Here is a 22097-nt window from a genome sequence, read left to right on the forward strand (position 1 = left end):
TTCGAATTCCAGAAAATTACTTGATTATTGCTTGATGCAATAATCAAATTTTCATTCTGAATTCTGACTGTTAAACCCGGAATATTCATGCTTGAATTCTCATTTAGCTGTAAGGCGGAAAAAATGAAGGAATAGTTTCCTATTTCGAGTTTTTTCAACGAAACAGATGAATGAGGAGAAAGCAAGCTTGTCTTAATTTGGGCGATTAAATGTCAAAGGAATATGTTTTAATACACTGAAAATAAATTATTTGCGATTAGTGAATAAATTTAGCGGTGAATCATTCGGGTTAACATGCGCTTAGTAAATACAGGATATTTTTTATGGATACTCATTACAAAATCAATCTCTCGATTGTACTTTTTATTTTTTGCAGCATGACCGCTTTTGCGCAGCCTGCAATGAATGACCAGCAAATCGAGCAGAAAGTAGACGCCTTGCTGAAGAAAATGACCCTCAAGGAAAAAATAGGGCAGCTCAATCAGTTAAAGGGAAATTATTCAACGGACATTTACGAACAGAATATTGATCTGAACGAAGCGATCAAAAGAGGTGAAGTGGGCGCATTGACTCCTTATACCAATTTGGATCAAATGAAGAAATGGCAGCAATTGGCTGTAGACAGTTCTCGCCTTGGAATCCCGATGCTTTACGGAGCAGATGTGATCCATGGTTACCGCACGATCTTCCCGGCACCGATTGGGCAGGCCTCTTCATGGGATATGGAAAAAATACAAAATGCTGAGCGCATTGCTGCCGTTGAGGCAACGGCGGCCGGCTTGATGTGGAACTTCACTCCGATGTTGGATATTGCCCGTGACCCTCGATGGGGTCGTGTGATGGAAGGTGGGGGAGAAGACCCCTATTTGGTATCGCAGATTGCCCGTGCTCGTGTGCGTGGTATTCAGGGCGATGACCTTTCAAAACCGAACACCATGATGGCTACAGCCAAGCACTTTGCAGCTTATGGCCGTGCCGAAGGTGGGCAGGAGTATAACTCTACAGAGGTTTCAGAGCGCACGCTAAGAGAAATCTACTTGCCTCCATTTAAGGCGGCTCAGGAAGAGGGCATCGCTTGTATGATGAATGGTTTCAATGCAATCAACGGTATTCCAGCGACAGCGAATGAGTTTTTGTTGAAGCAAGTGTTGAGAAAAGAATGGCAATTCAAAGGCTTCATGGTATCGGATGCTAACTCGATTTATGAGTTGATCCCTCATGGTTATGCGGCCGACAAAAAAGAAGCTGCTTACAAAGCCTTTACTGCTGGTTCGGACACCGACCTTTGGGCCAATGTATATATGGAATATTTGCCAGAATTGGTAGAAGAAGGATACATTGATGAAAAAGACGTTGATGCTTCAGTAAGAAAGATCTTGACCTATAAATATAAAATGGGATTGTTCGATCATCCTTATCAGTATTTCAACAAAAAAAGATTTAAAAAAGAAATATTTACCAAAGCACATCAACAGGCTTCTTTAGAATTGGCGGAAGAGTCAATGGTATTGTTGAAGAATGAAAATCATACGCTTCCAATCACTAAAAAAACAAAGAAAATCGCTTTGATGGGGCCATTGGTAAATTCAAGAGAGTTCAAGGATTTGATTGGTAACTGGACTGGATTTTCTAAACCAGAAGATGCCATTATGCTTGATCAGGGATTCAACGATGTGAAAGCCAAAGATCAGGAAATTATTTTTAGCCAAGCATGTGAAGCGTGGGGCAACTGTCCTGATGCTTTGATGGATGAGGCGGTAGAAATCGCTAAAAAATCAGATTTTATTGTTTTGGCATTGGGTGAGCAAGGCTACAACTCTGGGGAGTGTGGCTCTCGCGCTGACATCACTTTGCCAGGTAATCAAGAAGAATTGATCGAAAGAATCGCTGCATTGAACAAGCCTTTCGCGGTGTTGGTAATGGCGGGGCGTCCATTGGTATTGACTTCTGTTATTGACAAAATCCCTGCTGTGCTTTACTGTTGGCAACCAGGCACCATGGCAGGTGAGGCAATCGCTAATTTGGTTTTCGGTAAAAAATCACCAAGTGCGAAATTGCCAATGACTTTGCCATATGCTTTGGGTCAGGTGCCGATTTACTATAACAAGTTGAGCTCTGGTCGTCCAAAATTGGATCCCACCGACAAACGATGGGGTTTGAATTCTTGGTCGGATGTACCGAATGAGCCATTGTTCGCTTTTGGTCATGGATTGACTTACTCTGAATTTGAGTACGGTCCATTGAAAGTAAACAAAACCACTTTCGGACCAGACGATACTTTGGAGGTAAGCTGCACGGTGAAAAATACCGGTAACTATGATACCGACGAGATCACTCAGCTTTATATCAGAGACATTGCTGCTTCAGTAGCAAGACCGGTTAAAGAATTGAAAGGATTCCAGCGTTTCTCTTTGAAAAAAGGCGAGCAGAAGGAAGTTAAATTCACTTTGACGCTTGATGACCTTAAATACTGGAATGACAAAATGAACTTTGATGTTGAAGACGGAACCTTCAAGATCATGGTCGGCCCAGCTTCAGATAACGTGCAAGAGGTTACTGTTGAGCTAAAAGGCTATAAGTCATCCTTTAGCAAAAATGTACAATAATAGGTTGAGGGAAATGGTGGCTGTTTTTGAGAAATGAACAGTCATCTTTCTTTTTTTTATATAATACTTTTACCTATAAAATATAGGTAAGCACCAAACAAAAAAAGGAAAGGGGATTGACCTGACTACAGGTTGCACAGATATTTTTGATCAGATCTATCCTGTTGTTGGTCACAAATTAATATGGCAATAAATAATCATGGTAAACCTTTAAATTAAGGAAATCATGGCCTTTAACTCCTCTCCAATATTCTTGTTTAGCGCTTATGTAATCATTTTCATCCCTTTACAAATAGTTATGAGATTCGGATTTTTTGATGATGAGAATAAAGAGTATGTGATTACAAATCCCGAAACTCCTCGATCGTGGACCAATTATTTGGGTTCAACAGATTTTGGGTCGGTTATCACCAACCATGCGGGCGGTTACAGTTTTTTCAGGTCTGCGGCACAAGGCCGTTTTACACGATTGAGATTTAATTCCATTCCGATGGATCAGCCGGGTAGATATATTTACTTGCACGATCACGAAAACAAAGACTTTTGGTCAAACAGTTGGCAGCCAGTAGGCAAACCAGTGGATCAGTTCAAAAGTGTTTGTCGTCACGGCACGGGATATACCAAAATCTCTGCTGAATATTCAGGCATCAATAGTGAGGTTATTTATTTTGTTCCTGAAGGGAAGCATTATGAGTGTTGGATTGTAAAAGTGAAAAATGACAGCGATCGTTTCCGCAAGATGTCATTGTTCACCTATGTGGAGTATGCTGGTAACTGGAATGCGCAAGACGACCAGGTAAACTTGCAGTACACCCAATATACGGTCAAGATGACCGCCAAAGGCAATTTGATTGATCACGGAACGAACGTAAACCTACCTTCGCTTCCTGAAAATTTCGAAGAGAAAGATCAGGGAAGACATACCTTTATGGGGGTTGCTGGTGCTTTGGTGAAAGGTTTTGATACCGACCGTGAGGCATTTATTGGACCATACCGCACTTACGCTAACCCATTGGTGGTAGAGCGTGGCGAATGTGGAAATACTGAGGCAGCTGGTGATAATGGCTGTGGTGTATTCCAGGTTCCGGTAGCGTTGCAGCCTGGCGAAGAGAAAGAATTTGTGGTATTGATGGGTGTGGGATCAGCAGAAAAAGAAGGAGCTGAGGCCGTTGCCACTTTCGATACTGTTGAGAAAGCTAAAGTCGCTTTTGAAGAAGTGAAAAACAACTGGCACCGCAAAATTGAAAGCCTTTGGGTAAAAACACCTGACGCTTCTTTTGATAGCATGATCAATACCTGGAGCCCTTATAACTGTTTGATCACTTATTTCTGGTCGCGTGCCGCATCGTTGATTTATAATGGTGAGCGTGACGGCTTGGGCTACCGTGATTCTGTTCAGGATGTGATGGGTACCGCCGCTTTGATTCCATCAGAAGTTCGTGAGCGCTTGATTTTGATGCTTTCGGGTCAGGTAGCCAACGGTGGAGCGATTCCAGTAGTGAAGCCTTACGCACATTTCCCTGGTCAAATGTCGGCGCCAAAAGCAGAAGAATACCGTTCGGATGATGCGATGTGGTTGTTCAATGCCGTGCCATTGTATGTTCGTGAAACGGGTGATGTTGATTTCTATCAATTGGACATTCCTTTTGCAGACCAAGGATCAGCGACTGTTTTTGGGCACTTGAGAAGAGCGATTGAGTTCAACCTGGATCGTTTGGGTGCGCATGGCTTACCATGTGGTTTGTTGGCAGACTGGAATGACTGTTTGGAATTGGGGCAAAAAGGAGAGACCGTTTTCGTTGCTTTCCAATTGCGTTATGCTTTGAAAGTATATGGCGAAATCGCTCAAATGCTGAAGCAAGAAGCAGAACAAACATGGGCAGCGGAGCAATTGGCTGTTATTGATAAAAATATTGAAGATCACGCCTGGGACGGCGAGTGGTTCTTGCGTGCTTTCCGTGATGACGGTATGAAGTTCGGAACCAACGAAGCCGAAGAAGGAAAAATCTTCTTGAACCCACAGGCATGGTCGGTGATCAGTGAGTACGCTCAAGAAACACGCGCCGAGCAGGTATTGGTTGCTGTAAGAAAGCAGTTGGCAACGGACCACGGAATCATGGTTTGTACACCTCCTTTCGTTAAGACCGATTACCGCGTGGTTCGTGCGACTTTGATGAACCCTGGAATGAAAGAAAATGCAGGTATTTTCAATCATACCCAAGGTTGGGGAATCATGGCTGAAGCGATGGTAGGCAATGGCGATCAGGCTTATGAATATTTCAAAGCGACCAGTCCTGCTTCTTACAATGATCAGGCAGAGATCCGTCAGATTGAGCCTTATGTGGTTTGTCAATCAACACACTCCAAACACAGCCCTCGATTCGGTGCTTCACGTGTGCCGTGGCTTTCGGGTGCAGCTACTTGGTTGTACTTCTCAGCTACCCAACACATCTTGGGTGTTCGCCCTCAGTTGGAAGGACTGGAAGTGAATCCTTGTATTCCGTCAAGCTGGGATGGTTTCGAGTGTAGCCGTTTGTTCAGAGATAAAAAGATCAATATCAAGGTGCAAAATCCTAATAGAAATTGCAGTGGTGTAAGCCATATCGTCATTGGCGATCAACGCATCGAGGGAAGCCTGATTCCTAACGAATTGTTGGTTGATCAGATGGAAATATTGGTGGTGATGAAATAATTTTTATAAAATACTGGTTTAAGCGGATCGCTTTAATCAGTGTTTTATTTCAATACTTATTTACATCGGATTAAAATTCGAAGCTTTTGCAAAATGTACTTTCGGCTCATAAGTTCTGAAAGGCACGCTTGAAGATTTCCTGTTTTTTTGTGATTTAAGGACGATTTTTCCTCACCGTATCGGCCAAATTCTGCTGGCTCATTTGAAATTCCTTCCTACGCTTTTTAATAATTACCCTGGAATAACAAGAATAGGCTTGTTCTTGAAACTCCTTTAGGCTGTCCGCGCCTAATTTACCCCTTATAAATTTATTCAATTAGAGTAGCAAGAATGATGTAGTATAGTTTTACAATACCAAAGTCCTTGGATAAGAATAAATTATACCTCGATATTTTATAGGATTAAATAGGTGAAAGGAGACACGTTTTGATTGGTAGGTGGTATACTTTTCGTTGGTGGTGAACACTACCATGGCTGATTGTTGGAGTTGCTACATTAGGATTGTTGAATGATTATATATAATTTGAAAGTCATGCTTAGCTACGGTATAGGGTGACTATGCGTAATAATATATTGTTGTTAATTACTTGGGGCTGTCCGTGAGGCGATCATTTTAATTGGTTACCTATACCCGGATGATAGTCTCAAACCAAAAGACCGAGTATTACAAGGTATCTTAACCAATTCAAAAATTTCAACTTAAAAGGGAGATTCAATTGAACGAACAAATGAAAAAAAGTATTCTTCTATTAATCATATTAATTTTAGTAAAAATTACCGCCCAGGCGCAAACCGAAAAACAGTTTAAATTTGAAATTGATGGCACTATAAAAGCTGACTCAGGAAAGATAACTCTAATGTTCGAAAGTGACTACAATGAAAATAAACTGGGTAAACTCGTTACAACAGTAAAAAATAACAAATTCTCGTTTTCTGGATTCCTATCAGAACCACAGGGAGTAACTATTTATTCTGATGGTGGATATAGATCAGCACCGTTTGTTATAGAAAATGGCGTGCAAACAGTTGCTATTAATAAAGATGAGCGTGATAAGGTACCTGATGTATCCAATAGTATAATGCAAAAGGAGTATCCACTTTATTTAGCCTTTTTTAAACAGCACAAGAGGAAGAGGGATACACACGACCAAAAATATAATAAAATATATAGGGACAATAATTACATTCTTCCTGAAGATATTAGATTTAAAATGGAAAAAGAGCTTGATATTCTACATAAAGAACATGATAAGTTACTGTTAAGCTATACTGAAAAAAATCCAAAGTCAGAAATCGCTTTTTGGAGGCTTGTTAGTTTAATGGGTTGGGGGTATGAACCCATATTTGATTCTATTTACGATGCCTTTTCTGATAACCTAAAGAATGGGGATGCAGGAAGAGTTCTTAAATCGAAATTATTGGAGGGGAAACAGCTTTCCGTAGGAAAACACTTTCCATTAATCCAATGTGTCAATAAAAATAATGAACCATTTGCTTTAGATTTATTTACAGACAATACATTCACATTAGTTGATTTTTGGTATAGTGGATGTGGCCCTTGTAGAGCTCAATTCGAGAAGCTAAAAGATTTACATAGTCAGTTTAACACAAAGGGATTTGAAATAGTTGCTATTTCAATAGATAAAGAAAGGGATAAGCAGAAGTGGGAAAATGTAATTGAAACTGAAAAGCTTATTTGGAAGCAGTATTGGGATATGAATGGTGAAGAGTCAAAGAGATTATCTGTCAGAGCTTTCCCAACAAATTTTTTGATTGATAAAGATGGTAAAATAATTGCTAAAAATATCCCGCTGGGAGAACTAAATTTGCTTTTAAATGAAAAATTATAAATGGTATTGGCGATAGTTGGGTATTGTACAATGGAATATTTTTTTCGCTGTATGGGCTGACCACATGCTATTAAGTGAAAGATTTTCAATGGTACTAAACCCTGAAATTTTAAATACCTGTATAGGGTTTATTCTTAACGACTTACATACCATCAGCAATGTGTTAGATGTTAAAAATAATATCTCTATGGGATAACAATACAAGTTTATTTGATGGCAAAAAAATGCCTCAGATTTCACATAAATCTGAGGCAACCAACATTTAAAATTCAAATTATACCTACAATCTAAACTTCATTTTCATTAGCCAAATACCTCACTAAGGCTTCCACATAATAATAATCAGCATAGGATAACGGCGTATCCACCTCCGAATTTCTTGGCAAATTCCCCACACTATGTTTCAGTAAGAAATGCCCATTTTCACCTACTTTAGCCAAATATTCAGGTCCACTCAAGGTGTTTAAAATCGTTTCCACCTGATCAAAATATTTCTTCCCTAAAACCTCATCCTTAGTTAGTTTGGATAAGTCAATCAACGCTGAAGCCATGATTGCTCCCGCTGAGGCATCACGGTAGGCATGCGGTATTTTGGGATCTTCAAAATCCCAATAAGGAACGCCATCGGCAGGGTAGTTCGGGTTGGATAGGATAAAGCCGGCAATGTGTTGAGCCTGCTCCAGATAAATTGGGTTTTTAGTGTAACGGTACATCATCGTATAGCCATACAACCCCCATGCTTGGCCACGTGCCCAACTACTTTCATCATTCAATCCTTGGGCAGTATTTTTGTGTAAAACTGATCCGTCTTCCGCATTATAGTCAATCACATGATAAGAGCTGTAATCATCGCGAAAATGATTTTTGATCGTGGTTTGTGCATGTTCGTTGGCGATTTTCAACAAGGATGACGACTGTCCTTCACGTCCGCCAACCCACGTAAGTAATTCCAGATTCATCATATTATCAATAATTACTGGGTATTTCCAACCACGACGACCATCCCAGTCCCAGGATTTTACGGCGCCCACATTGGGGTTGAAACGTCTGGCTAAAGTATAGGCACCGGTGGTTAATGGTTCCAGGAACTTTTCGTCCTTTGTGATTTTAAAGCCATTCCCATAACTGCAAAAAAGCATAAAACCAAGGTCATGATGTCCTGTTTGGTTTTTGACCAAGTCCAGTTCCAAGGTTTTTTCGGTGGCCAGATCCCTCCACTTTTCATTCTTGGTGGCTTCATACAAATACCACATCGTTCCCGGATAGAAACCACTGCACCACCAGAATTTATCACTGGTAATCATTTTGCCCTTTTCGAATGATCTGGGAAATTGTCCCGGGCTCAATTGTTTGGCCAATCCCTCGTATTGGAGGGCGCATAGAGCCATGGCCTGTTTCGCCTTTTGAGCGGAAAATGTTTTGTTTTGGGGTGTACGGCGCTCTTGGCTACAGTTGGTCAAAAGCAAAAAAATGGGAAAAAAAGTAATGAAGTATCGCATAGAGCCTAAATAAAAATATGATGAAGTCAATTTAAAGGGTACTTTGAAAACGTACTTTTTACGTTGAAAATTTGGAGTTCATAAAACGTGCTTGGTTAAGGGTTTTCTTTTGACCGTGTTTAAGAGCACACTATCCGGCTGCAAATTTGAATTATTGGAAGTGCTTTTGGATAATTTCTCAACAATAGCGATGCTATGCTCTCAAAAAAATTGAGTAACATTTCTGCAATAATCAAAATTCCGTAGCGAATTTTAGCTTTTATGCTCGCTAATATGAATTAATGAGATTAAGATCGTTAGGCCTTTGGTGGAAAAAGAGGATAAATGTCCATTTGATGTGCATTTTTATTAGGGTGAAATGTTGAAGGGTATTATTTTACTAAATAAGTACAGTTTTAAGCTATAGTTTTTATTTCAAGTACTGACCGTGTTTATTTATAGTAAATATGAGTGCTATGATAACACAAGATACAACAGTAAGCAGATGGCTTTTGGATGATGATTTTTTTCCTGTGGTGGAATATACCGGCCCACTTCCTTTTCCAATGGAATTGGATCGTTCTGATACCTCACAAACCGAGGATCCTTATTTCCTTTTGGGGAATTACCGGCTCTTGCTTTTGCCTCATGTCAGTGGAAAATATCAACTGATTACAGGGGAGCGATCGTGGGGAAGGCTCAATCTGGGAAAAGAAGATAACAGTGGGGCGAATCATCTTATTGTGGAATGGGATGGGCATAAAATTGACCTGACAGATATTAATCAGGATAAGGTTCAAATTGAACGGAATTGCCGATGTGGGGTAGGTTATGTGATTTGGGAATATGCGTTTAATGAAATGGTCATTACCAAAAAAATATCCGTCAGACCATCGCTTTCTGTAACAGGGGGGCAGTCCATCATGCAGGTAGATATCGAAATAAAGAACAATAATACGCATTGCCAACAACTGAAGGTTATCGATGCGATTGTTGCGGATTATGAAATGCATTATCAGCAAAAATGGCCAAAGAAAGTGGATTATGGAGTGCGGGAAGTGGAGCGTGGTGTTGATTTTTGTGCCATCGCCTTCGAAGCCAAGCCACGGGAGCCCTTTTTATGGAAAGACAAAGATACTATTGCAGCATATGAGGGATTTCCACCTGTGCTTTTCATGGGATCAAAGGATAAAACCTCTATTGAACATAATGCTAATGGAGGAGCAAATTATCTTCAAGCCAATTATGAAGTGAAGTTGAAAGGGGGGTATAAACAGTCCTTCAGTTATCAATTGGGCTTCAGTTTTGATACAGATTATCAAGCCCAATGGAACGCATTTTGTGAAGAAAAAACTTCCGTAGCAGATCAATGGAAACAGGTGCTGCCTGAATTTGGGCTGGATAATGACCGACGGTCGGAGCTGATCTGGCATGCTCATATATTGGAGGCCATGTCGCAATATTCTCGGTATTTCAAAGAAACCAAAACACCGCAGGGAAGTCAATATGATTTTTGGTGGGGCTTACATGCAAGCGTTCGGGATCACCTGCAACACCTGTTACCGATGTGTTATTATAACCCCACGGTGGCCAAATCAGCTTTGCGCTATGCGTTGAAAAAGGAAAATGCGCGAGGACAAGTGCCGATCATGGAGAAAGGCTTTGGCTATCAGACCGACGATGTCTATATACAGTCTGATAATCAGCTATTCTTACTGCATGCAATCAATGAATATTTGCGCATCACGGGTGATATCGATTTTTTATTCGAGCTGCTTCCTTATTACCCCCTGGAGAGCAAGGCGGAAGGAACGGTGCTTGACCATATTGAAAAACTGATTTTGTTTCTTCGGGATGAAATTGGCCTTGGTCCGCGTGGATTGGTGCGGTTGCTGAATTCGGACTGGAACGATGATATTCATTTTGTATTGGCAAAAGAGCCTTTTAACCGAATGTATGAAAAATCCGAATCGCATTTGAATACCACAATGGCGATTGTGATGTATCAACAATTGGCTCAAAATTTTTCGTCCTTAACGCCCACTGATGAATATACCTATCAGGTCGATATGCTGAAATCTATTGCCCAAACGCAGGCAACTGTTTTGTATGAAAATTTAATGAAAGACATTGGGAGTGCCTCCTTTTTCAAGCGTTTCTATTGGGTGGATGAGCCGATTGGAGAAGAGGAGGTTTATATGTGGCCACAGGCCTTTGGTTTGCAGATCCCTCATTTGGATAGTGAGCTGAAAGCAAAAATGATTGAGGTGGTCAATGAGCGCTTGGTTTATCCCGAAAAAGCGGGTGGGCGATTGATGGAAGGACCATTGCCTGGCGTAAAGGAACATTATTGCAAGGATGGTGCTGGTGAGAATGGCGGCTTTTGGTTTGCTCCTTACGCTCAATATGTCATTGGGGTGGCGCAGGTAAATTTATCATTGGCCTGGGATCTTTTTAACCGCATGAGCCTTCGGCATATCGGGCAGGTTTTTCCTGATTTTTGGTTAGGGCAATGGACGGCATCGGATTATATCGACGGCTCGCTTTCTGAAACGGAGGGCCATGCTTTCAATATGCCTTATAATGCCCATGCGCATGCCTATCCGCTTTATACTTATTACCGATTGAAGGAATTAGAAGGATAGGTACGGTAGGAATTTGAGGTGTTGATTTGTCCACAGGTTACGCAGATTTATACAGATTATTTTTGACGGGATCTATTCTAATAAATCAACATTGTAGGTAAAATAATAAACTATGGTAATCCTGGCCTTTAGCACCCTTCCAACAGTGTATTGCTTAATTGTAAATGGATCAAGAACTTAGAAAATATAAGCAATGAAAAATATAGAAATGAATTGGGAACTCGGGCATCATACTGGAAAAGAGCAGACACCTGAGCAATGGGTAAAAGCAAATGTTCCCGGCAATGCGCAGTTGGATTGGGCGAGGGCGAACGACTATCCCGACTTCCATTTCGGCGACAATTACAAACAATGGGTTTGGATGGAAGACTGTTATTGGACCTACCAAACGGTGCTTGACCTTCCGAACGATGTGGAAGGAAAGAAGGTGTTTTTCCAGGCGAAAGGCATTGATTATGAATGTGAAATTTACCTGAATGATCAATTGCTCACGCACCATACCGGGATGTTCAGTGAGGTGAAAGTGGTGCTTAATCCTTATATGACCGAAGCCAAAAATCAGTTAAAGGTGATTGTTTTTCCTGTTCCAAAATCACATCACAATTCCTATGACAGATCGCAGGCCGACCATACTGCTAAGCCTGCAGTGAGCTACGGCTGGGACTGGCACCCACGCTTGATCCCATCGGGGATCTGGGACGAGGCGCGCTGTATCGTCATAGGACCGCAGGCAGTAAAAAGTCTGTTGGTGGATTATGAGCTTGATCTGCAGCAGCGGATGGCGCAGGTGAATATGGAGGTGTCGTATTGGGGAGGTAATTTTTGGGATGGATCCTACCTGCTAGAAGTGTTGGACGAGGGCAAATGTGTAAAGGAAATTCGATTCAATGGAAATACCTCAAGTTTTGAATTGGCGGATCTTAAGTTATGGTGGTGTGTCGGGCAGGGCGATCCTTTTCAGTATGATTTTGTATTGACTGATCTGGAAACGAAACAGCAAATCAGTCGTAAGGTCGCCTTCCGAAAAGTGGCCTTGGTGATGAATGAGGGGGCTTATGAGCGGACCAATACTTTCCCCAAGTCCCGCAGTTGCCCTCCGGTTCAGATGGAATTGAATGGGCAAAAAATCTTTTTGAAAGGCACCAACTGGGTGAACCCTGAAATTTTCCCTGGCACCATCACCGATGCGCGCTACCATGAATTGATTGATCTGGCGTTGGAAGCGAACATGAATATCCTACGTGTTTGGGGCGGCGGGATTGTGAATAAGGATGCTTTCCATCAGTATTGCGATGACAAGGGAATGTTGGTTTGGCAGGAATTTCCTTTGGCCTGTAACAACCATCCCGATGATAAGCAATACCTGAAGGTGTTGAAATCGGAGGCGACAGCGATCGTGAAGCGATTGAAGCAATTTGCCTCAACGGTGCTGTGGTGCGGGGGAAATGAACTGTTCAACAGCTGGTCGGGCATGACCGATCAATCGCATGCCTTGCGTCTGTTAAATAGTGTGTGTTTTGAGCATGATTCCAACACCCCGTTTTTGCCTACCGCACCCGTGATGGGTATGGGGCACGGCCATTATGCTTTCTTTGATGAGGATACCCAACAGGATGTTTTTCAGTGGATGTTCTCGGCAGATTGCACGGCCTACTCTGAATTTGGAATGCCATCTCCCGCTTTCGAAAATACCATCAAAAAAATCATTCCCGCCGAGGAACAGTTCCCACCAAGCCCAACGGAAGCGTGGAAAGCGCATCATGCCTATGATGCCTGGACTGAAAAAACGTGGTTGAATGCCCACATTATCGAGCAATTTTTCGGGAAAAGTGAAGATTTATCCACTTTGGTAGCTCGGGGTCAGCAACTGCAAAGGATTGGTTATCAGTGTATATTTGAAGCGGCCCGCCAAAAACAGCCTTATTGTAGCATGGCGCTGAACTGGTGCTTCAATGAACCATGGCCAACGGCTGCCAATAACTCCATTATCGATTATGACAATCAGATCAAGCCTGCCTTTTATGGTATCAAAGATGCCTTGCGGCCCGTATTGGCAAGTGCTCAGTTCCAGCGTTTCTCCTATGATGCTGGCGAGTGGATGGAGATGGATTTGTGGATGCTCAATGATGGAGCACAGCAGTTCGACGGATTGAACATGACCATTGAAGTTTGTTTTGGAGAAGAATCTCAGGAACAATATTGGAATGGTATCGCCGTCAAGTCGTTTGAAAATACAGTCGGTCCTCGCTTGCGTGTGAAGATTCCACAGCATCATCAAGGTTTATTTAATATAAAATTAAAAGTGGAAAATCATTCTGCACTGGACAGCTATTACGAGTTGATGGTCAAGCCAATGGAAAAGTGGAAAGACGCTATTGCAGTGTTGAATATTTGATTTATAATTAGTCGTAATATTTCATATATGAAGGTCGGAGCACTTTACTCCGACCTTTTTTCTTATCCGATTAATTGTCTCCTAATTCAGAACATGAGTATCTATATAAAAACGGGTTGATTGTACTTTTATGATTTTACATTAAAAGTATGACAATGCGGAAAATTATATCTATTCTATGCCTGCTATTTTTTTATCATACAGGCTTTAGTCAATATCAACTTATTGCTGAACACCTTAAAAACCCCGACAAAAATATTGACTTCGTGAAAGGCGTGGCTGATTTTCATATTAAACTGGAGGACAAAAACCTCGGGGGTTACCATACCTTTGCCGGATTGGATGGTCATGCCAAAGCGGATCAAAGCGGAGGTTGGGAAGGATTTCAGTACAAGAGCCTTTGCGCCACAAGCCGAACGGCCTATGCTTTTGCCCGCGCATTTCAGATGACGGGTGATATTAAATATTTACAACATGCGAGAAAGGCACTTGATTTTTTGTATGATAAAGGTTGGGATCAACAAAATGACGGCTGGTTTTTTACCTATGATACCGATAATGATCAGTCCTTTGGCACACCCTGGGCTCAAAACGAACGATGGATTTTCCAACAAGAATATGCCATGGTGGGAATTGTAGCCATGGAAGAAGCTCTCGGCGGAACACCTTTTGAATCTAATGGAATTGCAATCGAACAGGAATTTATAGATAAATCGCTTCAAAACCTGGATGAAAATTGGTGGGATAGCCGGGATAATTATCTTGGTTTTTATGAAAAAGGCAGCATTCGAAATTCCGGCCAAAAGGGCAAAGGTTTTACCGGTACCATTGATGGCATTAATACACATGCGGCCTTGTTGGCCAATAGCTACCGGACTCCGGAAACCATTCAGAGATTTAAAGACCTCTCTGATATTGCAAGGGATCATCTGGCTGGTTCGATGGAGTTAACTGCTGTAAAAGCAGGTTTTCCGGAGATTTTTGATAGTAATTGGAATATTGACCAATCTAACGACCACTGCGGGGTGGGACATGTTCTGAAAACGGCCTGGTGCTTGGGCAGGGCGGCCGTTTTCTTTAGAAATGCAAGTTACCAAACCGCTGCAGAACAATTGCTTGATCAGGTGTTGGAGCGTAATAATCATGAGCATGAAGATTTATACGACTACCATTACGGTGCACCTTTTTCGGATATCAGCTGGAAGACAGGCAAAAGGAAAAATGCGACCAAGAATCATTGGGTGCTCGAGCAAGGGCTTACAGGAGGCCTGATGAATTATTACAGTACGGTTGATGATCAAAAAAGGGAAAAATACCTTCAATTAGCCGATGAATCCATGGCATTCTTTGAACAGCATTTATTAAGTGCTCATGGCGTGTCGTATATGAACGTATCACAAGATGGCAGTCAGCCTTTTGGGGATTTATTGGCCAACACTTTCAAAGCAGGCTTCCACGATGCGGAATTAGGCTATATGACCTATTTGTATGCCAACACTTATTTGCATGCACGGCCCTTTTCATTGTATTATCACTTTGATGGCCAAACCACCGAGCAGGTTCAGTTAGCGCCAGTCATTGTTAAGAAAGACGGATTATCCATTGCATCCATTACCCTCAACGGGGAGCCTTATACCGATTTTGACGCCCAAGCCATGACGGTGAATTTGGATGAAAGCACTTCGGGCATTTTTAAGGTTACTTATCAACCCAACAGTAATCCACTTGATCCACAAACACCACTATTGGCTGAAAAGACTCAGAACTTCGAAGTTTATCCGACCATTTTTAATGAGCAATTGACGATTGAGGGGAAAGGCATTCAACAAGCAGGCCTGTTCAGCATAAGCGGAAAAAAAGTGGGGCATTATCACCTTGATCCTTCCCTTGATCAACAAAAATTACAACTTAATACGCTGGCTACCGGGATGTATCTGCTTCGGTTAGACGGTATTAATCAGCAGACACAAATGATTAAACTTTTGAAACAGCGGTAAAGGTTGATAAATCATCTCTGCTACAGTGGAGAAATGTTTAACCTGCTACAATGAGCCCTTGGAAGGTAGTGGGATCAATGATTAGAATAAAATTACACTAATAATTGAAGGTTAATCCACCTTAAATCTTTCATCAGCCTCCAATTTGGAACTATCAAATGATTAACCAGCCCGCCTAAATGGCCGGCGTTAATTCGGAAATTATTTTTTTTACTATACTTATTTTTAAGATGAAAGTATTTAACTCTATGACCTTGAAAGCCATTGCTTTCTCACTGCCTATTGTTTTTTTGTCGGCTTGTTCAGAATCAACAACCGATGAACCTACCGAACCAGTTGATCCACCAGTGGAGGAGTGTAATGTAGCTACTCCTGATGATTTTGTGCTTATGAAAGGAGAAGAGAAAATCCTCATGAATGAGGGCAATGATTTGGGCGAATTTGTAAAACGAGTAGTTTTGGGGAATAGTGGGGACACAGAGTTTTCTTTTGCGACCTCAGATAATGCCTTTACTTATGGGGCAGTTTCAGGCAAAGGGGATCAACTGGCCGGAGATCTACAGGTGAAAGGGGAAGATTGCGGAGAGCTTTGGGATAAAATTGTGGTTCCCAACGCAGAGGCTAAGGTAGCTGCCATCAATGCTCATGCAGATAAGAAGACTTATTCGGTTGAGGTGGTAGATCAGGTTACCTGTATTGATTTCAATTGGGACCATACTGATGCCGAAGGTAATAAGAAAATACTTTGGATGGTTGGACAGGTGAATACCGTTCCTAATCAGGCGCCTGAAAATGCTTGGGGGCAAGGTGTACCGATGACACAGTCAGCAGATAATCCTGCCATCTGGGAGGCTGATATTTGGGGGTATAACCCCTGGTCTGAAACACCCAATGCCCATTTGGAAGATTACAATTTCAAAGTAGTATATAATGCACAAGGCGTATGGGGAGAGGACGACGGCACTTATAATGTGGACTGGGGAAATGGGCCTGAAGATGATACCGAATCTTTATCCGGTACCTGGTATGTGAAATCTTTTACGAAAGATAAAGATGGAAATGAAACGCTTGCAGAATGCACTAATGCTCCGGATAAAATTAATGACGAGGGGGTAAATGAAGGTCCTAACACGGGAGGGTGTAGAGTAAAAGTACCGGGAAGTGCGGATAAAGGTTTACACCTCACTTTCAATGTAGAGACGCAAGCATTTTTATTCGAGATCAACGAGTAATGCTTTAAAGCGTGGGATACACACGCTCAAAGCAGTAGGGAATTATTGCAACAACGATACAAGGTTATTTTTAGCATATGGCATACCGAGCATCAGGATACGCTAGGAATTGTGCTCTAATAACCAGTTGCTGTAGTCAAAATGAGTGGTGATTAACTAGTCAATCTAAAATTATATGTCTTTAAAAGGATCACTATATCTTTAGAGTTAAAAGTGGTCCTTTTGAATAAACCACTTATAGGATCAATCTATTGGGCATTCTGGTTTTAATGCTGTTGCTAAGAGCGTGTTTAATATTTGAAATTTGCAGCCTATTGCTGTGTATTCGAACATGCTCTAAATCTCAAAAAAGCTATCTTTTGGGTAGCTTTTTTGAACCATTAATACTATTCTTATTTATTAAAAATGGTTCTCTAAATGTATAATTTATTTACCATATAATTTTTTTATAATTAAACATTTATTATTGATATGATATGCAATAATACTATAGGCCGTAAGTTATTTTTTGTGTTGTTCTTCATAGGGGTGTTTATAGGTTTGGGAGATAGTGTTTTCGCTCAAAAGATGGTCAGCGGAACCGTGACCGAGAGGGACGGCGCCACTTTGCCAGGGGTAAATATCACGCTAAAATCTAAACCAACTGTCGGCACGGTAACGGATATCGACGGTAAATTTTCCATTTCTGCCAGCCCGGAGGAGGTGCTTGTTTTTTCTTTCATCGGCTATATGGCCGAGGAGGTAAAAGTTGGAAACCAGTCGGTCATCGATGTAACTATGGCCCCCAATGTCAAGGAACTTGAAACGGTAGTGGTTATTGGATATGGGGAACAAAAAGAAAGGGATATCACAGGCTCTATAGGTATGGTTAAGTCTGAGCAGCTTCAGAAAATCCCTACAGCCAATGCGGCCCAAGCCATGCAGGGACGTATGGCAGGGGTGCAAGTCAGTAATTCCACCACACCCGGAGGAGGAATTAAAGTGCGAATTCGGGGGGTGGGAACGGTGTCAGGAAAGTCTGATCCTTTATATGTGATTGATGGAGTGCTGACAGATTCCATGTTGAATATTGACCCGAATGATATTGAATCGTTGAATGTTTTGAAGGATGCGGCCTCTGCGGCTATCTATGGTAACCGTGGTGCTAATGGGGTGGTGATCATTACCACCAAAAGCGGCAAAAAGGGGAAAGCAAAATTTAATTTCTCCGCCGAATATGGCGTGCAAACGCCTATGAACCTCTATGATGCGATGGATATTGATGAATATAAGGCCTATGCGGATGAGCTGTTTGTTAAGAATGGGACGATTCGTCAAAATCGTTGGGTAAGAGACGAAAATATTACCACCAATACCCGTTGGGCAGAGGAGGTTTTTAAGCCAGCGCCAATTTCAAGGTATAATTTCTCCGCTCAGGGTGGGGGAGAGAGTGGCAATTACCGCGTTTCAATGGGATATACCGATCAGCAGGGAATGCAAATCAATACGGGATACCAGCGATATAACCTGAATGTCAAGTCGGATTTGAAAAGAGGTCGATTCAGAATGGGAGAAACGGTCATGTTTAACTTGTCGCAACGCCAGCAAACGCCAGAGCAGGGCGATCCTTCAGCGGTGTATCAGATTGCACCCCAAATCCCGGTATACGATGCTGCCAACATTTTAAGCCATGGATATGGCGTACCCACTGTGGAAACTACTGGCGCAGTTAATACTGCCAACCCGGTGTACACCATGACCATTAAAGAAAAGGATCAACAATCTGTGGGGACGAGTTTAAGCCTGTGGGCAGAGGTCGATATTTTTGAGGGACTGACGTTTAAATCAAATCTTAATGGGTCATTCTCCAGTAGTTTTCAACAAACCAGAAATCCAAAAATGGATCAGGGTACCGCCTTGTATGCTTCTGTAAATTCCAGATATGGCGAAAATTATTCGCGGTATTTGGGGCTCTTCTGGGACAATTACCTGACGTATAAAAAAACCTTCGCCGATCGTCACGATGTGGTGCTTACCGCAGGTGGTGTTGTGCAAAATGAACAAACATCCTTCACCTTCGCTACCGCAGATGGCAATCGGGATGGTCTCGAATCAATAGTGGGAGGCAGTAAACAAGTTTACGGCGCTGATAATTTTACGAAAAGAATGTTATCGGGCTTCGCACGTTTTATTTATACCTATGATGCCAAATATACCCTCAATGGGTCCATTCGTAGAGATGCCAGCTCCCAATTTAAAGCTGAGAATAGAACAGGTATTTTTAAATCTTTATCTGCCGGATGGACGATTTCCGAGGAGGCTTTTTTAAGGGATCATGCGGTAATTAATAATTTGAAATTACGCCTCGGTTATGGTGAAGTGGGTCGTGATTTAAGTTTGACCGACAGGTTTGTAGCGGCCATGTGGCCCAATATTAACTATCCCTGGGCAGGGGGAGCCGGCAACCCGAATACGACTGCTCATATTGTGGCAGGATTGCCTGCTGATGATTTACGTTGGGAGACCAGCGAGCAACTTAATTTTGGTATAGATGCCGGCTTATTTGATAACAAGCTAAGATTTACCGGAGAAATTTTTCAAAAAACTTCAAGGGATATGATTCTGAGCGTTCAGCAAATGGCCGATATTGGAACTGGTACAGATGTGGATGGGGATTATATAGGTAATGGGTTAAGGAATGTAGGTTCCATTCAAAATCAAGGGGTGGAGTTGGGACTTAATTATGATAATTTTGAAGGAGCGTTTACTTATTCCATAGGGGGTAATTTCACCTATGTGTCCAATAAGGCCTCAGAACTTGTTAAAGTGGATGGTAGAGATACGCCTATTATGTCCGGTGATGGATATCAAAGATTAGAGGTGGATCAAAGTATGTGGTATTTCTATGGCTATAAAACAGATGGGCTATATAGTACGGATCAACAGGATGAGGATATTGAGCCTACCGCCCAAGCCGGAGATGTGCGCTTTGTTGATGTCAGTGGAGATGGTGAAATAAATGATGACGATCGTGTGAATCTCGGGTCTTCCATACCCAAGTATTATTTTGGGCTGAATTTCAGTGCTCAATATAAAGGTTTTGACCTGAGTGTTTTATTGGAGGGTAAGGCGGGGTATAAAGTATTTAATGAAAATCTTTACAATTTTACATTAACCAATAAGAAAGAAAACAGATTGAAAGAATTGGTGGGGAATACCTGGACGGAGGAGAATCCCAATGCGGAATATCCTACGGTTAATGCCTCTTCTGCCTCCAATAGGTTTTCTGACCGACATATACAGAATGGTGCTTATTTGAATATACAAAACATTCAATTAGGATATGATTTTCAAAATCTAATTAATTTGGACACCATCACAAGATTGCGTGCTTATATCGCCATTTCTAATGCCTATATCTTCACTAATTATCAAGGTTATAATCCTGATGTGTGGGATTCGGGATCTTCTTCCGGTGCTTCCATTGAAAAGGGTTATAATGCCAGGCCTACGCCACGAGTATATACTGCCGGAGTACAGATGAATTTTTAATGAACCGCAATAATTTAAAGGATATGAAAAATCTAAAAATATATTTTTTATTGATATTGGCAGGGGCATTGATCAGTTCCTGTGACGACTTTTTGGATGTTAAAAATAATACTTTGCTCGATCGTGATACGTATTTCCAGACAGACCTGGATTTGATGCGCATGCTTTCAGCAAGTTATTCCAATATGGCGGATGTGCGCTTATATGCCAATCATTATTGGAGGCAACGAGCATTATTGACCAATGATGTATTTACCATTGAAACAGAAGATGATCTGGCTGGGAATTATAATTTTAATTTTCGTGAAGATAGTAAGGAGCTTCGGGGAATCTGGTCTTCCTTGTATAAAGGGATACGCCGGGCCAATACCGTCATCAAGGAGCGACCTGAGACCATACAAGATAGCCTCCTGATAAAACGGGCAAAGGCAGAGGCTAAATTGCTCAGAGCAAACTATTATTTCACTCTTATTATGCAATGGGATTTTGTTCCTTTCCGTGACGAGCATAATATGGATTTATTTACGGTGCCACAATTCACAAGAGAGGAAATACTTGATTTCGTTCAGTTGGAATTAAAGGAGATTATAGCGGAAAAATCATTACCCAATAGTTATAGTGGTAAGGTAAATGAGGAGCAGGGTAGGGTAACCATGTGGTTTGCCAAAGGCCTTTTGGCAAAATCATATTTATTCTTTGATGAACCCGAGAAAGCGCAGCCTCTGTTCAAAGATATTATTGAAAATGGTGGTTTTGTGTTGATGCAGAATGCGGAGGATATCATGAATGTAAATAATCGCTTTAGTCCTGAAAATTTGTTCGAAGTGCTTTACGACCACCAGGTGGGTGGGCCTTTATTTTGGTTTGATGATGGATTAAATGCCTCAGAAGGGACGCAGCGAAATGTGTATCTGGAAGCAATGGTCCAGGATGGTAACGATCCGGATAAAATTGGTGGATACCAAAATTTACGCCCCACCGATGATTTAATCAATACCTTTGAACCGGGCGATTTCAGACTTACGGCATTTATCCGGCAAAAAGGAGATACCCTCTATTATCGAAATCCACGAATTATCGGGGGGGAAGTTGGAGATTATGTAATTTCAACCAGTGATGATCCAGTGATTGCCAAAGGATTGACATCGAAGGCCAACAATCCTGCCGGGAATGACGAAAGTTTTCCAGTCATGCGCCTTGCAGATATTTATCTGATGTATGCGGAATCCCTGATTGGCAGCAATGAGGCCGAAGCCATGCGATACATTGACCTGGTGCGCGATCGTGCTTTTTACAGCCCTATTGATCAGGAAGTAAGACCTCACCTAAGCACTCAGGAATTGGTCAATGGGGGTAAATCGCTGATGCAGGTGATTAAGGATGAAAGGCGGAAGGAACTGTGTTTTGAAGGACACCGCTATAATGATTTGCGGCGCTGGGGAGATTTAAATACCATTGTCTCTAAAATTGACGGGGAGTCCCGATATATTGAAGGCAGGGCTTTCTATCCTGTTCCGCAACAGGAAATTGATAAGAGTGGAGGGGTGTTGATTCAGTCCCCGAATTATAAATAAATGATCATTTTTTCAAAGGCCCCATTCATCTGTTTGGGGCTTTTGCATGCAGCGCGTGTTTAAAATTTGAAATTTCTAACGAAAATACGGAGTATTG

At 41.7% G+C, this 22097-nt stretch carries 10 protein-coding genes; 9 read left to right on the plus strand and 1 reads right to left on the minus strand.

Translation table 11 applies throughout. The features are described 5' to 3' along the window. The first annotated feature begins 323 nt into the window (after positions 1 to 323). The 3 genes from AAA970_RS24575 (at position 324) to AAA970_RS24585 (ending at position 7148) form a co-directional block, all read left to right on the plus strand. Positions 324 to 2606: a glycoside hydrolase family 3 N-terminal domain-containing protein gene (locus AAA970_RS24575; protein ID WP_338239552.1), complete on the plus strand. Its 2283-nt coding sequence runs from the start codon at positions 324 to 326 to the stop codon at positions 2604 to 2606. Between the two features lie 298 nt (positions 2607 to 2904). Then, complete coding sequence (locus AAA970_RS24580; RefSeq protein WP_338239553.1) at positions 2905 to 5298, plus strand: glycoside hydrolase family 94 protein; 2394 nt, start codon at positions 2905 to 2907, stop codon at positions 5296 to 5298. Between the two features lie 728 nt (positions 5299 to 6026). Then, positions 6027 to 7148 (plus strand): redoxin domain-containing protein, encoded by a 1122-nt coding sequence (locus AAA970_RS24585; RefSeq protein ID WP_338239554.1) that lies wholly within the window; start codon positions 6027 to 6029, stop codon positions 7146 to 7148. Between the two features lie 287 nt (positions 7149 to 7435). On the opposite strand, the gene AAA970_RS24590 is transcribed toward AAA970_RS24585, so the two are convergent. Further along, the gene (locus AAA970_RS24590) at positions 7436 to 8647 is read right to left on the minus strand and encodes a glycoside hydrolase family 88 protein (protein ID WP_338239555.1); all 1212 of its coding nucleotides are present in this window, start codon (positions 8645 to 8647) and stop codon (positions 7436 to 7438) included. Positions 8648 to 9102: 455 nt separating this feature from the next. On the opposite strand from AAA970_RS24590, the gene AAA970_RS24595 reads away from it, so the two are divergent. From AAA970_RS24595 to AAA970_RS24620, 6 genes are all read left to right on the plus strand, one after another. Continuing rightward, entirely contained in the window at positions 9103 to 11271 is a 2169-nt protein-coding gene (locus tag AAA970_RS24595) for a GH36-type glycosyl hydrolase domain-containing protein (protein ID WP_338239556.1), read from the plus strand. A 193-nt stretch (positions 11272 to 11464) separates the two neighbouring features. Further along, entirely contained in the window at positions 11465 to 13666 is a 2202-nt protein-coding gene (locus AAA970_RS24600; protein WP_338239557.1) for a glycoside hydrolase family 2 protein, read from the plus strand. A 155-nt stretch (positions 13667 to 13821) separates the two neighbouring features. Beyond that, entirely contained in the window at positions 13822 to 15663 is a 1842-nt protein-coding gene (locus tag AAA970_RS24605) for an AGE family epimerase/isomerase (protein WP_338239558.1), read from the plus strand. 230 nt (positions 15664 to 15893) lie between these two features. Beyond that, positions 15894 to 16895 carry a hypothetical protein gene (locus AAA970_RS24610; protein ID WP_338239559.1) on the plus strand — a complete coding sequence of 334 codons (1002 nt, stop codon included), beginning with the start codon at positions 15894 to 15896 and terminating at the stop codon, positions 16893 to 16895. Positions 16896 to 17366: 471 nt separating this feature from the next. After that, positions 17367 to 20426, plus strand: a complete 3060-nt coding sequence (locus tag AAA970_RS24615) for a SusC/RagA family TonB-linked outer membrane protein (protein ID WP_338239560.1) — start codon at positions 17367 to 17369, stop codon at positions 20424 to 20426. 23 nt (positions 20427 to 20449) lie between these two features. After that, a complete protein-coding gene (locus AAA970_RS24620) occupies positions 20450 to 22000 on the plus strand; it encodes a RagB/SusD family nutrient uptake outer membrane protein (RefSeq protein WP_338239561.1) in 1551 nt (516 codons plus the stop codon). Positions 22001 to 22097: the final 97 nt, after the last annotated feature.

The sequence above is a fragment of the Persicobacter diffluens genome (assembly GCF_036244895.1).
GTDB classification, from domain to species: domain Bacteria; phylum Bacteroidota; class Bacteroidia; order Cytophagales; family Cyclobacteriaceae; genus Persicobacter; species Persicobacter diffluens.

Coding starts and splice junctions, on each gene's coding strand:
- AAA970_RS24605 (WP_338239558.1), top strand. CDS start 13,822: ATGCGGAAAATTATATCTATTCTATGCCTGCTATTTTTTTATCATACA.
- AAA970_RS24575 (WP_338239552.1), top strand. CDS start 324: ATGGATACTCATTACAAAATCAATCTCTCGATTGTACTTTTTATTTTT.
- AAA970_RS24585 (WP_338239554.1), top strand. CDS start 6,027: ATGAAAAAAAGTATTCTTCTATTAATCATATTAATTTTAGTAAAAATT.
- AAA970_RS24620 (WP_338239561.1), top strand. CDS start 20,450: ATGAAAAATCTAAAAATATATTTTTTATTGATATTGGCAGGGGCATTG.
- AAA970_RS24610 (WP_338239559.1), top strand. CDS start 15,894: ATGAAAGTATTTAACTCTATGACCTTGAAAGCCATTGCTTTCTCACTG.
- AAA970_RS24590 (WP_338239555.1), bottom strand. CDS start 8,647: ATGCGATACTTCATTACTTTTTTTCCCATTTTTTTGCTTTTGACCAAC.
- AAA970_RS24615 (WP_338239560.1), top strand. CDS start 17,367: ATGATATGCAATAATACTATAGGCCGTAAGTTATTTTTTGTGTTGTTC.
- AAA970_RS24580 (WP_338239553.1), top strand. CDS start 2,905: ATGAGATTCGGATTTTTTGATGATGAGAATAAAGAGTATGTGATTACA.
- AAA970_RS24600 (WP_338239557.1), top strand. CDS start 11,465: ATGAAAAATATAGAAATGAATTGGGAACTCGGGCATCATACTGGAAAA.
- AAA970_RS24595 (WP_338239556.1), top strand. CDS start 9,103: ATGATAACACAAGATACAACAGTAAGCAGATGGCTTTTGGATGATGAT.